This is a genomic window from Spongiimicrobium salis (genome assembly GCF_043678055.1).
GTDB lineage: Bacteria > Bacteroidota > Bacteroidia > Flavobacteriales > Flavobacteriaceae > Spongiimicrobium > Spongiimicrobium salis.
This window is the reverse complement of the sequence record NZ_JBHEQA010000001.1, coordinates 286,253-302,766: the sequence shown is the minus strand read 5'-3', so window position 1 is coordinate 302,766 and position 16,514 is coordinate 286,253. Positions and strand designations below refer to the sequence as shown.

At 39.2% G+C, this 16,514-nt stretch carries 20 protein-coding genes; 15 read left to right on the top strand and 5 right to left on the bottom strand.

What is annotated here, in order from left to right; all coding sequences use genetic code 11:
- Positions 1–206 precede the first annotated feature (206 nt).
- From ACEXOE_RS01445 to ACEXOE_RS01420, 6 genes are all read left to right on the top strand, one after another.
- Positions 207–962, top strand: a complete 756-nt coding sequence (locus ACEXOE_RS01445; protein ID WP_394746942.1) for a hypothetical protein — start codon at positions 207–209, stop codon at positions 960–962.
- 27 nt (positions 963–989) lie between these two features.
- Complete coding sequence (locus ACEXOE_RS01440; RefSeq protein ID WP_394746941.1) at positions 990–1,223, top strand: thioredoxin family protein; 234 nt, start codon at positions 990–992, stop codon at positions 1,221–1,223.
- A gap of 81 nt (positions 1,224–1,304) precedes the next feature.
- Positions 1,305–1,565: a DUF2024 family protein gene (locus ACEXOE_RS01435; RefSeq protein ID WP_394746940.1), complete on the top strand. Its 261-nt coding sequence runs from the start codon at positions 1,305–1,307 to the stop codon at positions 1,563–1,565.
- A gap of 151 nt (positions 1,566–1,716) precedes the next feature.
- Positions 1,717–2,289, top strand: coding sequence for a MarR family winged helix-turn-helix transcriptional regulator (locus tag ACEXOE_RS01430; protein WP_394746939.1), 573 nt, complete (start codon positions 1,717–1,719; stop codon positions 2,287–2,289).
- A 7-nt stretch (positions 2,290–2,296) separates the two neighbouring features.
- Positions 2,297–3,025 (top strand): AAA family ATPase, encoded by a 729-nt coding sequence (locus ACEXOE_RS01425; RefSeq protein ID WP_394746938.1) that lies wholly within the window; start codon positions 2,297–2,299, stop codon positions 3,023–3,025.
- Positions 3,003–3,728 carry a YggS family pyridoxal phosphate-dependent enzyme gene (locus ACEXOE_RS01420; protein ID WP_394746937.1) on the top strand — a complete coding sequence of 242 codons (726 nt, stop codon included), beginning with the start codon at positions 3,003–3,005 and terminating at the stop codon, positions 3,726–3,728. Before ACEXOE_RS01425 ends, ACEXOE_RS01420 begins: the two co-directional genes overlap by 23 nt.
- A gap of 59 nt (positions 3,729–3,787) precedes the next feature.
- Here ACEXOE_RS01420 and ACEXOE_RS01415 read toward each other — a convergent pair whose 3' ends face one another.
- The 4 genes from ACEXOE_RS01415 to ACEXOE_RS01400 are packed head-to-tail and all read right to left on the bottom strand — an operon-like array spanning position 3,788 to position 6,120.
- Positions 3,788–4,120: a hypothetical protein gene (locus ACEXOE_RS01415; protein WP_394746936.1), complete on the bottom strand. Its 333-nt coding sequence runs from the start codon at positions 4,118–4,120 to the stop codon at positions 3,788–3,790.
- Entirely contained in the window at positions 4,117–4,680 is a 564-nt protein-coding gene (locus tag ACEXOE_RS01410) for an RNA polymerase sigma factor (RefSeq protein ID WP_394746935.1), read from the bottom strand. Before ACEXOE_RS01410 ends, ACEXOE_RS01415 begins: the two co-directional genes overlap by 4 nt.
- Position 4,681: 1 nt before the next feature.
- On the bottom strand, positions 4,682–5,011 hold the full coding sequence (locus tag ACEXOE_RS01405) for a hypothetical protein (RefSeq protein WP_394746934.1): 330 nt from the start codon (positions 5,009–5,011) through the stop codon (positions 4,682–4,684).
- Positions 5,012–5,022: 11 nt separating this feature from the next.
- The gene (locus ACEXOE_RS01400; RefSeq protein ID WP_394746933.1) at positions 5,023–6,120 is read right to left on the bottom strand and encodes a serine hydrolase domain-containing protein; all 1,098 of its coding nucleotides are present in this window, start codon (positions 6,118–6,120) and stop codon (positions 5,023–5,025) included.
- A 413-nt stretch (positions 6,121–6,533) separates the two neighbouring features.
- Here ACEXOE_RS01400 and ACEXOE_RS01395 point away from each other — a divergent pair, with 413 nt between their 5' ends.
- The 5 genes from ACEXOE_RS01395 to ACEXOE_RS01375 all read left to right on the top strand — a co-directional run bounded on the left by ACEXOE_RS01395 (position 6,534) and on the right by ACEXOE_RS01375 (position 11,358).
- The gene (locus ACEXOE_RS01395) at positions 6,534–8,075 is read left to right on the top strand and encodes a sugar porter family MFS transporter (protein WP_394746932.1); all 1,542 of its coding nucleotides are present in this window, start codon (positions 6,534–6,536) and stop codon (positions 8,073–8,075) included.
- Between the two features lie 137 nt (positions 8,076–8,212).
- The gene (locus ACEXOE_RS01390) at positions 8,213–9,082 is read left to right on the top strand and encodes a helix-turn-helix domain-containing protein (protein ID WP_394746931.1); all 870 of its coding nucleotides are present in this window, start codon (positions 8,213–8,215) and stop codon (positions 9,080–9,082) included.
- Between the two features lie 93 nt (positions 9,083–9,175).
- Positions 9,176–9,826 carry a peroxiredoxin-like family protein gene (locus ACEXOE_RS01385; RefSeq protein WP_394746930.1) on the top strand — a complete coding sequence of 217 codons (651 nt, stop codon included), beginning with the start codon at positions 9,176–9,178 and terminating at the stop codon, positions 9,824–9,826.
- Between the two features lie 17 nt (positions 9,827–9,843).
- Positions 9,844–10,239 (top strand): hypothetical protein, encoded by a 396-nt coding sequence (locus tag ACEXOE_RS01380; RefSeq protein ID WP_394746929.1) that lies wholly within the window; start codon positions 9,844–9,846, stop codon positions 10,237–10,239.
- 18 nt (positions 10,240–10,257) lie between these two features.
- The gene (locus tag ACEXOE_RS01375) at positions 10,258–11,358 is read left to right on the top strand and encodes an alkene reductase (protein WP_394746928.1); all 1,101 of its coding nucleotides are present in this window, start codon (positions 10,258–10,260) and stop codon (positions 11,356–11,358) included.
- Between the two features lie 119 nt (positions 11,359–11,477).
- Here ACEXOE_RS01375 and ACEXOE_RS01370 read toward each other — a convergent pair whose 3' ends face one another.
- Complete coding sequence (locus tag ACEXOE_RS01370; protein WP_394746927.1) at positions 11,478–12,767, bottom strand: phenylacetate--CoA ligase family protein; 1,290 nt, start codon at positions 12,765–12,767, stop codon at positions 11,478–11,480.
- 278 nt (positions 12,768–13,045) lie between these two features.
- Here ACEXOE_RS01370 and ACEXOE_RS01365 point away from each other — a divergent pair, with 278 nt between their 5' ends.
- The 4 genes from ACEXOE_RS01365 (at position 13,046) to ACEXOE_RS01350 (ending at position 16,510) form a co-directional block, all read left to right on the top strand.
- Positions 13,046–13,999: a hypothetical protein gene (locus tag ACEXOE_RS01365; RefSeq protein ID WP_394746926.1), complete on the top strand. Its 954-nt coding sequence runs from the start codon at positions 13,046–13,048 to the stop codon at positions 13,997–13,999.
- A gap of 129 nt (positions 14,000–14,128) precedes the next feature.
- The gene (locus ACEXOE_RS01360; protein ID WP_394746925.1) at positions 14,129–14,929 is read left to right on the top strand and encodes an RDD family protein; all 801 of its coding nucleotides are present in this window, start codon (positions 14,129–14,131) and stop codon (positions 14,927–14,929) included.
- A gap of 66 nt (positions 14,930–14,995) precedes the next feature.
- Positions 14,996–15,901: a helix-turn-helix domain-containing protein gene (locus ACEXOE_RS01355; protein WP_394746924.1), complete on the top strand. Its 906-nt coding sequence runs from the start codon at positions 14,996–14,998 to the stop codon at positions 15,899–15,901.
- An 87-nt stretch (positions 15,902–15,988) separates the two neighbouring features.
- Positions 15,989–16,510 carry a nuclear transport factor 2 family protein gene (locus ACEXOE_RS01350; RefSeq protein WP_394746923.1) on the top strand — a complete coding sequence of 174 codons (522 nt, stop codon included), beginning with the start codon at positions 15,989–15,991 and terminating at the stop codon, positions 16,508–16,510.
- Positions 16,511–16,514: the final 4 nt, after the last annotated feature.

The window sequence follows — 16,514 nt, the reverse complement described above, 5'->3', positions numbered from 1 at the left end:
AAGGATTGTTTTTGTGATAGAAAAGCGGAGATCTAAAGGAATGGGTCTTCGCTTTTTTTTGCACTAGAGCAATAATCCTATAGATAAAGAGAACCCTTGGGAATCATTCAAATTGAAATGTTAATGTACTGTTAAAATTCTATGTTTAAATTTAATTAGTAAGGAATCCTAACTATATTTGTTATCAAATTAAAACAACGTTTAAAATGAAGAATCAGAAAAAACACTTTGCACTACTGGTACTGACATTCGTTTTGGCTTCTTGTCAAGCTCAACTTAAAACGAACGAGGACCCCGCATTTAAATCCACAGATGATTTAAAGATTACCCAAGCAACGGTAATCTATGATCAGAACCTTGAACATCATGTATTTGAAATACAAGTAAAAGGAACCGCAGGAAAGAGCAAGCCCACTGCCGTAGGTAGTGTCAATGGGGCTCCGGTACTAGGGTATGTATTTCCTACCAATCTAAAATCCACCGATGTAGGTTTCTCCAAAACGGAAGGTATTGTTGCTTTGGCATTGACCTCACATCCAGATTTTGATGATACGCCTTTATGGGATGAAGATTTTGACTCTAATTATGCCAACGATGGAATCATCTGGCATCCCCATTGGGTGGTTTTGGTAAGCGACGATCGCGTTCCCGGAGGCTTAAGTGTTAAAACCTTCGATACGGAAGATAAAAGTGTGGTATTGCCTGCCATCAACCCTGGTATGCCCATGTATATGGATTCTCCCGGATATAATATCGTTACCCAAGGTAATGCGATTAAAGTTGTAGTTCCCAAATTCCGAATAAACAATGTTACGGAATTTTCTTTCGATGGTGTTGCGGCCTATATGCAGGTAAATACGGAATGGAAAGAAAAAAACATGCCCATGTTAGGGGTATACGCAGTATATAGTGTGGCATCTGGAGATCTATCCTTGCCCTATAGCGTAAAAAAAATGAAGTAATACATAAACCTTAAATATATTAAAATCATGAGTAAATCAATTTTTTATCACGCAGGATGTTCAGTTTGTATTAGTGCAGAGCACGATATTGTAAACCTGGTTGGAAATGACAATGTTGAAATTGTCAATATCGGGGAGATTCGGGATCGCATTGAAGAAGCTGAAAAAGTAGGAGTTGAATCCGTTCCTGCCCTTGTTACGCCCAATGGAAATGTATTGCACATCAACTTTGGAGCATCAATGGCGGATGTAAAAGGATAAGTTCCCCTATTTGTTGTTCATGTAAGCAGTGTCTATGCCTACACTGCTTACATTTTTTAAATAACGATTAAAAATAAAAAAATGAAAGTTTCAGTATACGACACCTATGTGCCAAAAGATGAAAAAACAGTGATGCATTTCGATATTCTGGTGGAAGATAATACCAGTGTGGAAGAGGTATATGCCTATGGGAAAACCTATTTGAGTGAAAAGGGAATACCAAATTTTAATTTATCCACCAAAGAGTGCAATTTCTGTCATATGGAAAACGCTCCTGAAGGGATAGAAAAAGAAATTCGGGAAAAAGGGTTTTACATCATCGAAATGGAACATTGCAATTAACCTTACAAGAGGGGGAGGGGCTAATACCTTCAGGATATTGCCGTAGATTTTAAAAATAAAGGAATGGATAAAGGATTAAAATAAGTAGGGATTAAGCACATTTGCTACAGCTATTGTATCTTGCATTTTATCTATAGTAATACATGCGGTAATGGATTTAAAAACCAAAATAACGGTAGGATTGGGGAGAGTGTCAGAAGTATTTAAGGTATTGCTTTGGGAACATGCAAAAAAACTAAAGTTAAGCCCTATTCAGATTCAGATACTCAATTTTGTGGCCTATCACAAAATTGAACTCTGCAATGTAAGTCAATTGGCCAAGGAATTTAATGTGACCAAGCCTACCATAAGTGATGCCGTGCGGGTACTGGTGGATAAAGAATTGCTCATCAAGGATTTTTCTTCTGCAGATAGCCGTAGCTATTCGCTCCTACTATCCATGAAAGGAACCGAAATTGTACATCAAACCGAACATCTCACCGATCCCATTAAAAAACAATTGGATAATATTGGAGAAGAGGATTTGGAGTCGCTGTATTTTACATTGAGCCGATTGATATTTCAACTCAATGCTTCCGGGATTTTGACCGTACAACGCACTTGTTTTGGATGTAAATTCTACGATAAAAACAATGACACCCATTATTGCAATTTTTTAGAAAAAAAGCTGGCTGTGAACGAAATACAATTGGACTGTTCGGACTATGTTGCCGAGAAAAGTTGAGGTTCCTATGAAAAACGACTTGTACCTAAGGGGAAATTTAGAGGCAACCCTAAATGATATGGTCTTGGATAAAGCGACTAAAACCTTAATTTTAAAGTTTCTAAGAGAATATCAACATTTGGAGGTCCTACGGCCCTACCATCTCCCTTTGGATACAAAACTACTGTTTCACGGACCTAGTGGTTGCGGAAAAACCATGATGGCCCAGGTTTTGGCCAAAGAACTAGCTTGTGGGATCATGGTGGTGAACCTAAGCACTATTGTATCTTCAAAACTGGGGGATACTGCAAAAAATATAGCTACTTTGTTCCAAAAGGCAGCACAACAAAAGTCCATATTGTTTTTGGATGAATTTGATTCTTTAGGAGCCATGCGAGATACAGGGAATACCGATTCCGGTGAAATGCGTCGCGTGGTAAATACCTTGATCCAATGTATGGATTATTTACATGAAGACGCCATACTCATAGCCGCTACCAATACAGTAACAATGTTGGACCAGGCCTTATTAAGACGATTTCAATTGAAGGTAGGTTTTACAATGCCGGATCAACAAGTCTTGGACAGCTATTATGACAAAATGCTTCTAAAGTATCCTAAAAATTGTAGAAATATAGAACGCAGATACGAGCTCTCCTACGCAGAGGCAAAAATGTTCATGATCGATCAGGTGAAGGAGATTTTGATCAATGAGGCTTTGGAAAAAACCAGCAATGGAACAGACGATTCTGAATAACTTACAACATATTGAAGATAGGATTGCTACCGCCTGTACGAAATACGGAAGAAATCGATCTGAAGTAAAATTATTGTTGGCGACCAAAACAGTAACCACTAAAAATATTGAAGTTGCCTTGAATAAGGGATATTCCCTTATTGGGGAAAACAAAGTCAAAGAAGCCGAACAAAAGTATAGTGATTTAAAACAGCGGAATTTGCAATGGCATATGATTGGTCATTTACAGACCTATAAAGTGAAATATGTACTGCAATATGCCAATGTGATCCAATCTGTAGATAGATTGCGATTAGTGGAAAAATTGCAAAATCGCTGTGTATATGACAATCGCGATATTGATATTTTTATACAAGTCAATACTTCTTTCGAAGATAGTAAATTTGGTATAGCGCCAGAGAATGCATTGGAATTTATAAAACAAGTTTCCCATTATGATCGTCTTCATATCAAGGGATTCATGACCATTGGAGTATTATCCTCCAAAGATGATAAGGTACGGGATTGTTTTAAACGCCTAAAAGAGATTCAATACAAGGCCAAGGCATTGAAGCTTCCTGGAGCTACATTTGATGAATTGTCCATGGGCATGTCCAATGACCTGGAACTGGCCATCCAGGAGGGAAGTACAATTTTACGCGTAGGTACGGCTATTTTTGGGAAACGCCCTTATCCCGATAGTTATTATTGGAATGAAAATTAAAGAAATACCTAGGCCGCTATTAAGATCATATACCCATTGCTTTTCGCTGTAATCACGATTTAATGTTCCATGTTCGTATAACTTTCATGAAGGCGCATCATATGATTCAGTACAAAAAAAAGAAAAGCAAAAACACCTAAAACTATGGGCATCCTCATGTTTTTTAATGAGGTGTCGGATAGTGGCAGATGGATATCAAAACCAATAAATATTAGATAACTCAGGCCTATCAAAAGAAAAACCAAAGCTCCAAATACAATTTTAAACGGCCATACAACTGTTTTTTTCTGTTCCTGACGTAGCGCTATTTTTTCCATGAGCTGCTCCGTAAAATCTGGAGAAGTTTCCCGTTTGCTTTTTTGGATCAATGTTTTTAGTTGGTCTTCTTTCATAATAAGTTTTCTATTTCGTTGCCTAACAATTGGCGTAGTTGAAAATCCAGATTCCCTCTACCCCGATGGAGGCTTATTTTTACTTTGGAAAGGGTGAAACCCGTAATTTTTACGATTTCCTTCATGCTCTTTTCGGATAAATAAAACAATTGTAATACTAAAGCTTCATCGGCATTTAATGCCTTAAGCGCTAGATGAATGAACTTTTTTTGATATGCCTCTTTCATAAGTTCTTTGGTATTGACTCGTATTTCGGAAGTTTCCTCCAGGGTATTGATATCCATACTATGTTTCCTGCTTTTCAAAGCCGTATAGCTCATATTTACAGCAATGCGATACAACCAGGTAGAAAAACTGGATTTAAATTTAAACGTATGCACTTTTTCGAATACGCGTATAAAAACATCCTGTAAGATATCTTCGGCCAATTGCTCATCTTTTACAATGGAGCAGACCAAGGACAAGGATACATCTTTGTACTTTTCCACCATAAGGCGAAAAGCATATGCATCTCCCTCCTTGATCCGCTCAATACTATGTTTATCTAAATCCTGTGACAATTTAATGTCCCCATTTTTTTCTTAAAAAATGAGCTAAGATCAAACTGGCACCTCCAAAAATTCCAATGGTCCCCCATACCAGAAGGTCTGTAGTATCTTCGGTTAGATTCATTTCCGTGAAGATGGAGGAAACTAAGAATCCGACTCCCAATCCTGCCAGGATACATCCCAAATCAATATGCCTCACCGTATGTTTCCGGGATGCTACAAGGATTCCTTTATCAATCATCGCTTTTTTGACCATATAGTTATACTTGGCCAGAATATATACAATAAGTATAAAGCCAATGCTAACGATAAGTAAACTGAGTATTTCATTTGTTTTTTCCATCTGGGTCTGGTTTAAAATTGTTTTTCTATTAATTTTTCGATTGCGGTTAAAAAAGGAAACAAATTGTCGGCATTGCCAAATATGACAAATCCGTATTGCTGTTGTGGAACAAACATGGCATAGGCCTGAAAGTCTTGATTGTTTCCGGTATGCAGGTGCATAAGTCCGTTCGGCGTTGGTTTCTGGGCAAAACCGAGTCCCCATCCCGTTTGACCGGTTTCTTGATGTATTTCGTTATCAGCTTTAAAGGGATTGTGCTCTTTGAGCATTTCATCACGTAAGGCTACCGATAAGTTTTTGGGTTTCATCATTTCGATTAAAAATAAGGCAAAATCATACGCATCGGATTGCAAGCTGTATCCAGGCCCCACTTTTTTATCCCGATGCACTTCCATATTGACTTTCCCTTTCATATGTCCTTTGACTGTATGTTTTTCCAATACATCGTTCCAGGTATAGAAACTACGATGCATTCCTAACGGATGGGCCACTTCTTTTAGAAAGAGACTGTCCAAAGCGGTACCCCAACCAATGCCAAGTTTGGTACCTAGTGCTGCTCCCATATGTTGATAGGCCTCTCCGGAATATGAAAAATCCGTACCCGGTTTGAAGGCAATTTTAATGGGTTCACCTCTTACCCAATTGGGAATGCCGGTACCGTGGGATAGGACAATTCTGGGCGTAATGGTTTTGTAGGCCTCAAAAGAGGCAGGGTCAATAACGCCTTCGGGGAAAATCGCTTTGAGGAAGTCGTAAATCGGAACATCGAGGTCAAACTCCCCATTTTCTACCATTTTCATTACAAAATAGGCAAATAAAGGTTTGGAAAGGGAAGCTCCTTCAAAAATACTATGGGGAGTAACAGCTTCTTTGGTTTTTATATTACGAAACCCAAATTTGCGGTGGTAGGCAATTTTAGCATCGTTGATAATGGCAATGGATAGGCCGGGTAATTGAATGGAATCCATAATATGGGTTATGCGATCTTCTAGTATTGTAATCTTTAGCGGTTTTCCGCTAACGGTTTTTATGGTGTTGCTTTGCGCATAGATTGCAGTATGCAAACTAAGCGTGGCTATAAAAAGAAGTATAGGCTTAAAGTGATTCATCTTGTTTTGATTTAAATGGATTTGTACTGTACTTGTGAATTCACATGTATTGGACAAGACGACTTTCAAAAAAGTTACAAATTCGTAGAAAAACTGATTTCATTCCTGAGCAATAGCTTGTTTTGTACCATAAAATGGACTTGGATGTCTGGATTTAAAGGAAAAAAACTGACTCCAATCTGTATTTACCACAACATTACCTTAACATCAATAGATTTCCTCGGAAAGAATGGAGGTAACCAAATTCCAATATCGTTCGGCATTTCCCATTTAAAAGGCATTTTGGCTTTAGAGGTATCTTTTTTTAAGCTTGTATACTTTTTGTTAAGGTGAATATTAGGGAAGTGTTCTGAATAAAAAATATATTGAAGCTACTACAAGAAATAATACCAAAACCAACTAAAACAAATACAATGACGACAGCCGATACTGCATTGAAAATGAACAAATCCTACACCATTCTAATAAGTTTGATTGTGGCTTTGGGTGGTTTTTTGTTGGGTTTTGATAGTGCAGTAATTTCAGGAGCGGTTAAAGGAATCACCATATATTTTGAAATGACGGAGTGGATGTTAGGTTTTTCCGTGGGTTGTGTGGTGTTCGGCGCTATGGCGGGCAATTTAATGGCAGGACCCCTGGCTGATGCTTATGGACGTAAAAAAGTGCTCATTATTGTGGCGGCACTTTTTACCATTTCTGCTTTTTGGTCTGCTCTTGCCACATCCTATTCCGAGTTTATTATTGCACGAATCATTGGAGGAATCGGAATTGGAGGAGCTATTTTGATTGCTCCTATTTACATTGCCGAAATTGCGCCGCCAAAATTGCGGGGAAGCCTGGTTTCTTTTAATCAGTTAAATATTGTTATTGGGATTTCCGTGGCCTATTTTTCCAATTATTTCTTGATTAATATGGAAGGGGAGAGCTGGCGTTGGATGCTTGGTGTGGAGGTTATTCCTGCCATCATTTATTTCTTTGCACTATTTACCGTACCTAGAAGCCCAAGATGGCTGATTCGAAAATTGAACAAGATCAAAGGAGCACGTCATGTATTAACAAAAATAGGGGGAGAAGCTTATGCCGAAATCACTATTGCTGAGATTCAAGGTGCTGCAGAAAAAAAGGAGGCCAAAGGAAAATTGGCAGATATTTTCAAAAAGAAATATGCTACCATTATGATCATCGCCTTAGGGGTGGCTTTTTTTCAGCAAATTACAGGAATCAATGCCATATTTTACTATGCTCCCACCATCTTTGAGCAAGCTGGAGGTAACACAGATTCTTCCTTCTTGCAAGCCATTGTTGTAGGCTTAACCAACCTTGTTTTTACTTTAGTGGCCATTTGGTTGATCGATAAGTTGGGAAGAAGGCCCTTATTGATCATAGGAACCAGTTGCATGACCATAGCGCTTTTAATGGCCGCTTTTGCCTTCAACCAAGCTACCTATGACGTTAACGAAACCACCTTGGCCAAGCTTAGCGATGTTTCCACTAGAGCAGCTTTAGAAGTAATGAATGGCAACTCTTTCCCGGATCAGAAAGCATTGTTCGAAGCAGTGCAACCTGTACTGAATGAAAGGCAATTTCTTGATTTCAAAAGAAACGAAGCCGCTCAGTTTATTACTATAAATGCTTCATTGGTCCTGTTTGCTATTTTGCTCTATGTGGCAGCTTTTGCCATTTCCTTGGGACCGGTGATGTGGACGTTAATATCAGAGGTGTTTCCGAACAGCATTAAAGGGATTGCCATTTCCGTAGTTGGCTTTTTTAATTCTTTTATCAGCTTCTCCGTAACGCAGGTATTCCCATGGGAATTATCAAACCTTGGACCGGCCATTACCTTTGCCATTTATGCTTCCCTCTCGCTCTGTGCGGTTTTCTTTGTCTATAAATATGTCATTGAAACCAAAGGGAAGAGTTTGGAAGAGGTGGAGGAATTATTGATCAGGAACTAAGTGTTTTCCTTGTGCATTATATGGGCACCCAATATGGCTGGTATTCAATATCAGTAGTACTGCACTCCTATTACAGGATTTTGTTTCAGGATTAGTGTATTTTAGTATGCAAGAAACTGTAATATAGGATTTCGCATATGCCTCTTGAAATAGAAAATATCATTTTTTCCCGTTTTGTTAAGCAAGCTATCCCTTTTGAGTTTATTACCATTAAGGAGTTGTATGAACGTTGTAAGAAGAGCGCTTATGATTTGTCTAACCCCCACCGTATCCAATTTCATGCATTGATCATTATCACGAAGGGGGAAGGAACCCATATGACCGATTTCAACACATTGGAATTGTCCCCTGGGCTTATTCTTCCATTGACGAAAGGGCAAGTGCATGCCTTTTCCGAAAAACTTACGGTAGAAGGGATAGTGATCTCTTTTGAAGAAAACTTTATTACGGAAAATATCAGTGAAAAGAACCTCTTTCATTTTCTTCATGTATATCATACCCCCAGTATTTTAATAGGTCAAGAAAATCTACAGCTTCTGAAAAATAGTCTAGAGGTATTGGAACAAATACATTTGAATGAGAATACCAACTTGAAGGCAGATTTGATCAATGCGGCTTTTACCACCCTCTTGCTCCAAATCAAACAGTTGACCATATATCAACATAAAACATTTGAAAGCCAGCGTTTTAAAGACTTTATACATTTTAAAGAGCTTTTGGCCAAAAACTACGCAAAGACTCATAATGCTAAAGAATATGCGGCTAGCTTGTCCGTTTCCTATAAATATTTGAATGATATCTGCAAGGAAATGAGCAAGATGACGGCAAAGGCCTTTATTGATCATTGGCTGTTGCTGGAAATAAAAAGAAGTATTTCTGAGGATAACTATAGTTCTAAGGAAATCGCTTTCAATTTGGGATTTGATGAACCTTCAAATTTCATTCGTTTCTTCAAAAAATTCACGGGGCTCACCCCCAATCAGTTTCAAAAAACGCAACGGACTTAGGGAAAGTTACATATTGACTATTTTTAGTTTTATATTGATTATCTAACATAAAACGTAGTGCTATAGTTTTGTCATCACAAAATATAGTAAACGATGTTGGACAAACAATTAAAACAAATGCGGCAAGCTACTATGGAAAGAATGCCGCAACATATCATAGAAGTATTTAAAAATGGCTTGCAAGAGATCATAAATAGTGGGCTTAGGGAGAAGTCGCTTCAGTTGGGTGATACGGTTCCCAATGCGCCTTTAACCACTATGACGGGAGAAACGAAGGCTGTAGAAGAATACATAGCCTCGGAATACTTGATCCTTAATTTTTATAGGGGAGGTTGGTGCCCTTATTGCAATCTGGAATTGCGGGAGTATGAGCGGTTACAAAATGACTTTTCTGAAATTGGTGTATCCATACTTGCAATAAGCGCAGAGCGACCGCAATTGACAAACGATACTGCTCTAAAAAATATCCTTACCTACCCCATTGCAACCGATGTGGATGCCCGGTTTATGAAAACGCTCGGAATTGTATTCTCCTTGGATGAGGCAACTAAAAAAGAGTATCGGAATTTTGGAATAGACCTCGGCCACATCCATGGAAATAACAATGATGAGCTTCCGGTTCCTGCAGTTTATGTCATTAACAAAAATCGGGAAATTGTTTTTGTTCACTTTGAAGAAGATTATATGACCCGCCTAGAACCATTAACACTTTTGGAAGTATTGAAAACTACTTTGGTAGCTTAAGTCTAAAAAATAAAACAATGAAACAAAAGAATACAAAATCAATAGAAGGATTAAAGGCATCGCTCGGTCATCTGATCAATGCAAAGGAATCTGTAGAAATAGCCTTGTTCAATAGTTTATACCATAGAAATATGCAGGTTTTAATGATCAATGAACAGGGCAAGACCATGCGTTTTGATAAAACTTCTTTTGTGGAACTTATAGAAACGCGATTAAACGAAGGCGACATTCAAGAAAATAGTACTGCACAATTTAATCACGCAGAAGTGAATGGGGATACCGGCCATATTGCTATTACGCGACAGGTAAATTTAACCGGAACACAAAGTAGATTGGCGTTGAGCATTGACTTTATATGGGAAGAAGAACGCTGGCAAATTATACGGGAAGTTATTTTTTCACAACACATTTAAATCACAAAATAATAAATCATGGAACAGACAATAAAAACACTTTTTAATCCAGTAAAGATAGGGCGTTATACGGCCAAGAACCGCATTTTTATGGCACCCATGAGTCGTTATCGGGCCTTGGAAGGAGGTATTCCTTCCGCGACTACGGTAGAATACTATAGACAGCGTGCTACCGCGGGAATTATTATGGCAGAATCTACCCAGATCAATAAAGGCGCAGGGGGAATCAACTGTCCCGGAATTTATACGGAGGAACAAGTGGCATCTTGGAAAAAAGTAACCGAAGCAGTGCATCAGGAAGGGGGGCGTATCTTTTTGCAGTTATGGCATTCGGGCCGGGCATCACATTCCTCCATCTTAGCTGAAGGATTTGAGGTGGTGGCTCCATCTGCTATTGCAAGCAAAGATCAAGTAATGACCTATGATGGAATGCAGTCCCCAACCATGCCCCGGGGATTGACCTTGGAGGAGATTCAAGAGCTTCGAAGCGACTTCGTTCGCGCCAATCGCAATGCTATGGAAGCTGGTTTTGATGGGGTTGAAATTCATGCGGCCGGAGGCTTTTTAATCGACACTTTTTTACAGGAAGCTACAAATCAACGTACGGATGCTTATGGGGGATCTTTGGAAAATCGCTATCGTTTTCTGGAAGAAGTCATGAATGATACCGTGGAAATTTGGGGCGCAGATCGTGTTGGAATAAAACTGTCGCCTACCAGTACCTATAATACCATGGGAGCGGGAGATGTGTTAAAAACCTTTAGTTATGTAATTTCGAAACTTAACACCTATAAGTTAGCTTTTTTGGAAGTAAACGAAGAGATGCCCTTTACAACATTGGCCGCTGAAAAAAGAGCCATTCTCAATGAGTTGCAGCAATCATGGGAAGGAGCCTATATTGCCAATGGCAACTATACCGCAACAACTGGGGCAAAACGTATTGAAGAGGGAAAAGCAACAGCAATTAGTTATGGGCGTTTCTTTATTGCCAATCCGGATTTGCCTGAACGGTTTAAGCAAAATTCCCCAATGAATGAATTAGATCCCCATACTTTTTACGGAGGAGATCATAAGGGATATACAGATTATCCTTCCTTAGCGGAAGAAACCGCTTTGTAAGAACAGGGATAGCATTCGAGACGCAGTAAAACATCTATTCTTTTTTGAGAATGGATGTTTTCATGTCTAGTATTCCAAAAGAGGTGGAGGTACAGATTCCTTTGTCCTGCGAACTCATATCACAAGGAACGCTTATCTAAAATCCTATTCAGTTTGCCTCCTTCACTCCTTGGAATGCTAAAAGGAGTTTTTAGGTGAACTACCATTGAAATGCCGATAGTATCTTTTAACTGTTTTTGAAGGAGTTCCCTTAGATTTGTATGGGCAACGTCCACATTTTTTGCAACTTCTACTTCAAGATCTACAGTGTCCATACTGCCTTTTCGTGTTACAAGGAGTCGGTAATTGGGGCTTAGAAAATCAAACTGATGTATGACTTCTTCTACCTGGGTATGAAAGAGGTTTACCCCTCTAATGATTAACATATCATCTGCGCGTCCTTTAATAGGGGACATTTTTATATGCGTTCTTTTCGCATGGGGGTCATACTGAATACTGCAGATATCATTGGTCCAATAGCGTAAGAGGGGCAAGGCTTCTTTGGTAAGAGTGGTTAATACAAGAACACCTTCTTCTCCATAGGGAAGAGGCTTTCCAGTATCTTTATCAACAATTTCCGGGAAAAAGTGATCTTCCCAAATATAACTGCCGCTTCCTTTTTCTTCAAAATCTTCCTGAGATACCCCAGGACCTATAATTTCACTCAATCCATAGATGTTCGTCGCGCAGACATCGAGACCTATTTCCACTTGTTTACGTATGGCCTCGGTCCATGGCTCTGCTCCGAGAATGGCATATTTAATGGCCAAATCCTTAGGGTTGACTCCTTTTTTTACCAGAGCTTCTGAAAGTGTTTGGGCGTATGAGGGGGTACAGCAAATCACATCTGGCTTAAAATCTTCTAGGATGGTCAATTGACGAGTGGTCATACCTCCGGAAACCGGAATTACGGCCATACCTAATTTTGTAGCGCCTCCATGAATACCCAAACCACCCGTAAATAGACCATACCCATAAGCATTGTGCATGGTCATTCCCTTCCTTGCCCCTGCACAAGCTAGCGAACGGGCGACCACTTCGTCAAAAACAGCAAGATCATTTTCAGTATATCCCACTACAGTGGGTTTTCCGGTAGTTCCACTAGAGGCATGAATTCTTCGTATTTCTTCTTTGGGTTTGGCAAACAATCCATAAGGGTAGTGATCTCTTAAATCAGTTTTTCGAGTAAAGGGCAACAAATGCAAATCCTCAATATTGCGTATATCTGAGGGGTGGATTCCAGCGGAGTCCAACTGTTTTTTATAGAATGGCACGTCGCGATATACCCTATGGATAAGGGTAGTCAGCCTTTTGCTTTGCAAAGTTCTAAGGGCTTCAAGCGGCAAGGTTTCAATGGCGGTATTATACACGGTGTTCAGAATTTAATGATGAGCACTTCTCTGTGGAAATCTGTCTTCAAAAACGAAGATTCGTTCAGAAATATTTACAGGACAATCTACGGAATTGACCCTTATTTTCATAGTAAGTGCTATAATAACTTTAGTTCCTATTAAACATGGCATGCCCCTCAAAAAAATCACATCCCATTTAATGGTAAAAAAGGAAAGTCTGTGTAAAGCTATACAAACGGTCGATTTACATTTCCACATCCCTTAAGATTGTCGGGAATGTTAAAAACAATAAACAGATGAAAACAATGGACCGAATTATGAAATCAAAAATGACTTATCTTCTATTTTTAAGTGTTCTCATTACCTTATATTCCTGTAGTGAGTTCTATGATGATTTTTTTGAAAACAAAATCGAAAACGCACGGGTTGAAACACTCATAAGCAATTTCCAAGCTGATGATGGTCTGTCCGTTGACCGATTTGGGAATATTTATGCCAGTAGATTTGCTTCCTTTTCCGGGACTACCCTAGTAAGAGTGGACCCTGATACCGCAGAAGTGACCGTAGCCGTGGATAGTTTGGTGAACCCTACGGGAAATGTAGTAGACGAGGCCGGCGCTATTTTTGTAGTCAACAATGTAAGAAGACGTAGTGCTGACTCTAATGAAATATTCGGCGATGTATTGAAAATAGCTAGTGATGGTACAAGAATTGTTGTAGCTACTTTACCAGGTTTTCCTTCAGGGATTACCTTGGATAGACAAGGGAATATCTATGTTTCCAATTTTAGTTTTCCCGGGGTACATAAAATAACGCCGGAAGGAGAAGTAAGTGTTTATGTGCAGGATGCGCGACTTTTGGGAGGCGTTGGGATCGATTTTGATTTTAAAGGGAATTTATTTGTTGGAAATTTCAATACCGGCGATATTTTACAAATACATCCCGATCGATCGGTTGAGGTTTTGGCAACGATACCGACCGTAGTTGAAAATTTTGTAATTGGATATATCACGTACTTCGCAGGTTCCATTTTTGCCACCGCTCCAGGGGAAGGCGTCATTTATAGAGTTTCTATGTCTGGAGAAGCCTCTGTTTTTGCAGGAAATGGAGTTAAAACTACTCAGGATGGCCCTCTTGAAGAAGCCTCTTTTAATGTACCCAATGGCATTACCGCAGATCCCAAACGAAAAGTGCTTTATGTGACGGAGGGTGGGGACAGTGTCTCCTTACGTGTAATCCGACTTCGATAAAGCAGCGGAAATGATACCGGGGCATTGACAATCTTATGGGCAATGCTCCGTTATTGTACTTGTGAAATGACCACCTGGAAGGCATCTAGAAAAGAGGTTCCCGGATGCCTAACCCCTGAAACGACCCTTATGAAAAAAATATATTGGATTACCTTGGCTTTTGCCGTGCTAAAAGGCCTTTTGGGACTTGCCTATCTTCAAGGACTTATTGCACTTCTAGAAGTGCATATAGAGGCATTGCGTTCAGGTTTTGATGTCGCTGTTTTGATGCGGTTATTGGATCGGGGTATATTACTGGTCGTATCCCTGATGCTGATTATTGGACTATTGGTACAACTGATTCAAAAAAAGAGAAGTTTCCATAGCATCGTGAAATTTTCAATACTCTACTATGCCATTCAATTTTGCCTTCTGAGTTTACCTTCTTTAATCCTATCGGATTTTGAAAGCTTTATTATGGGAAGCAGTGGCTTTGAAAAAATCAGGTATATCGTAAATACGGTAACCATTGCGGTATTGGCGCTGACGTATGGGGTCTATTGTCACCAATTTTTTAAGCATCAAATGGGAGAACAAATACAGGATGTAGGTCATAAAAAATCCTTGCGATTGTGGAACTATGGAATTGATGTCCTCATTAATTTACAACTTGGATATTGGTTGGTCCAATATCCTTATTTTCAGGATATAGGATATCAATGGATGTTTCCTGCTACGGCTTTCTGCTATTATGTGATTTTAGAAGGAGTGTTTCGGCAAACCTTGGGAAAGGCGCTGACCAATACTTTCGTCAGCACTACAAAATACCCCTATATAAGAGCTGTCCTATGGAGAACCCTGTGCAGGTTTATACCCTTTGAACCTCTTTCTTTTCTTATGGGAGGAAGGTGGCATGATACCTTCTCGAAAACTAGGCTTTATAGGCTTTGATGGTTTTTCTTTCCTTGTGTTGGCCTCCCAGAAATGCGTTAAAAAAAGAAAATGTAGCTTTGTTTTGTGGAGCATTTTAAAACTATAGAAAGTTATTGTAAAGCCATTCGGATTTCAGCCCCAAAGCAGCCTTATTTGGACATTCGGAGTTTTGAGGAGAATATGCCCATGGTCATTGCTAAAATGACGCCCTTTAAACATGAGTTTTATGCCATAGCCATAAAAGTTGAAGGCTCCGGAAAGGCAATTTCAGGGCATCATACCAATTTCCCCAAAGGAGCTACTGTTTTTTTTAACTCTCCTTTTCAAATTCTTTCCTGGAGTATTTTACCAGATTGGAAGGGGTATTATGTGATGTTCTCTAAAGAGTATGTAACACGATCGAAACACTTAAAAGAGCTCTTGGAGGAGTTTCCATTTCTAAAAATCGACAAAGCAATACCTTTTGAGATACAACCTGGAGACGTGTCGCAATTGCTGAACATCTACGAAAATATGTATGCAGAATACCACAGGATACGGGACAATTCATCCCCTATTATTGAAGCATATCTCCTGGTACTGTTGAATTATGTAAAGCGTTTTTTTAGAAAACAGGTTCCCGAAGAAGAAGCAAAGATAGCCTTTAGGAAAGCGGATGTTAGTTTACTCTCTAGATTTCAGACGCTAATTGAAGTAAGTTTTCAAGAAGCCCAAATGATTCAGGACAAAGTACATTCGCCTAGCTATTATGCAGCGCAATTGGCCGTGCATCCCAATCATTTAAATGCGGTGGTCAAACAGGTCACTGGGCATACGGCAAAAAAACATATTCATAACCACATTCTACATTTGGCCAAATCCCATTTACTTCAAACGCCAAGAAGCGTTAAAGAAATTGCCTACCTCTTACATTTCGATTCCCCCAACCGTTTCAGTAGCTTTTTTAAAAAACAGACCAATCAAACTCCAAATTCTTTCAGGAGACAATAGATTCTTTGATTTTTATACTTCTTCCTTTGAATTTATAAACGCTTCCGATCAACGCGATTGCATCTTTGTATCATCAAATAATACGATATGAAAAGAGGAATTGTTATCGTCCTGTTCTTTTTTTTTGGATGTCAGGAAAATACTAAAAACAATAAGGTTATGGAAGAACAACAGCAAATTCAAGAAGTAGTTACCAGCGTATTTATACATACCGACAATGGCCATTGGAGTGCCGTGGAGGCGCTGTTTGACGCACAAGTAGATTTAGACTATAGCTCAATGACCGGAAACCCTGCCGTAAGCCTTTCGCCCCAAGCAATTACCACTGCCTGGAAAACGGTCTTGCCAGGTTTTTTACATACACATCATCAAATAGGAAATTTTGTAATAAAGGTGGTTGAAGACAAAGCGCATGCATTTATCTATGGCACTGCCACGCACTATTTAGAAGATGATGCGGGTAGTCTCTGGACCGTTGTGGGTACTTACGACTTTGATTTGGAAAAAAGAATGGGGGATTGGAAAATCAACAAAATGAAGTTCAATTACAAGTATCAAACAGGCAATCCAGAACTTGTAAAAAGAGCCATAACAAATGTCAAAAAATAATAGG

Excerpts from the sequence above, each read along its gene's own strand:
- ACEXOE_RS01425 (WP_394746938.1), top strand. The coding sequence starts at position 2,297 with ATGAAAAACGACTTGTACCTAAGGGGAAATTTAGAGGCAACCCTAAAT.
- ACEXOE_RS01360 (WP_394746925.1), top strand. The coding sequence starts at position 14,129 with ATGAAAAAAATATATTGGATTACCTTGGCTTTTGCCGTGCTAAAAGGC.
- ACEXOE_RS01440 (WP_394746941.1), top strand. The coding sequence starts at position 990 with ATGAGTAAATCAATTTTTTATCACGCAGGATGTTCAGTTTGTATTAGT.
- ACEXOE_RS01400 (WP_394746933.1), bottom strand. The coding sequence starts at position 6,120 with ATGAATCACTTTAAGCCTATACTTCTTTTTATAGCCACGCTTAGTTTG.
- ACEXOE_RS01350 (WP_394746923.1), top strand. The coding sequence starts at position 15,989 with ATGAAAAGAGGAATTGTTATCGTCCTGTTCTTTTTTTTTGGATGTCAG.
- ACEXOE_RS01365 (WP_394746926.1), top strand. The coding sequence starts at position 13,046 with ATGAAAACAATGGACCGAATTATGAAATCAAAAATGACTTATCTTCTA.
- ACEXOE_RS01435 (WP_394746940.1), top strand. The coding sequence starts at position 1,305 with ATGAAAGTTTCAGTATACGACACCTATGTGCCAAAAGATGAAAAAACA.
- ACEXOE_RS01395 (WP_394746932.1), top strand. The coding sequence starts at position 6,534 with ATGACGACAGCCGATACTGCATTGAAAATGAACAAATCCTACACCATT.
- ACEXOE_RS01445 (WP_394746942.1), top strand. The coding sequence starts at position 207 with ATGAAGAATCAGAAAAAACACTTTGCACTACTGGTACTGACATTCGTT.
- ACEXOE_RS01390 (WP_394746931.1), top strand. The coding sequence starts at position 8,213 with ATGCCTCTTGAAATAGAAAATATCATTTTTTCCCGTTTTGTTAAGCAA.
- ACEXOE_RS01385 (WP_394746930.1), top strand. The coding sequence starts at position 9,176 with ATGTTGGACAAACAATTAAAACAAATGCGGCAAGCTACTATGGAAAGA.
- ACEXOE_RS01420 (WP_394746937.1), top strand. The coding sequence starts at position 3,003 with ATGGAACAGACGATTCTGAATAACTTACAACATATTGAAGATAGGATT.
- ACEXOE_RS01430 (WP_394746939.1), top strand. The coding sequence starts at position 1,717 with ATGGATTTAAAAACCAAAATAACGGTAGGATTGGGGAGAGTGTCAGAA.
- ACEXOE_RS01380 (WP_394746929.1), top strand. The coding sequence starts at position 9,844 with ATGAAACAAAAGAATACAAAATCAATAGAAGGATTAAAGGCATCGCTC.
- ACEXOE_RS01375 (WP_394746928.1), top strand. The coding sequence starts at position 10,258 with ATGGAACAGACAATAAAAACACTTTTTAATCCAGTAAAGATAGGGCGT.
- ACEXOE_RS01415 (WP_394746936.1), bottom strand. The coding sequence starts at position 4,120 with ATGAAAGAAGACCAACTAAAAACATTGATCCAAAAAAGCAAACGGGAA.
- ACEXOE_RS01405 (WP_394746934.1), bottom strand. The coding sequence starts at position 5,011 with ATGGAAAAAACAAATGAAATACTCAGTTTACTTATCGTTAGCATTGGC.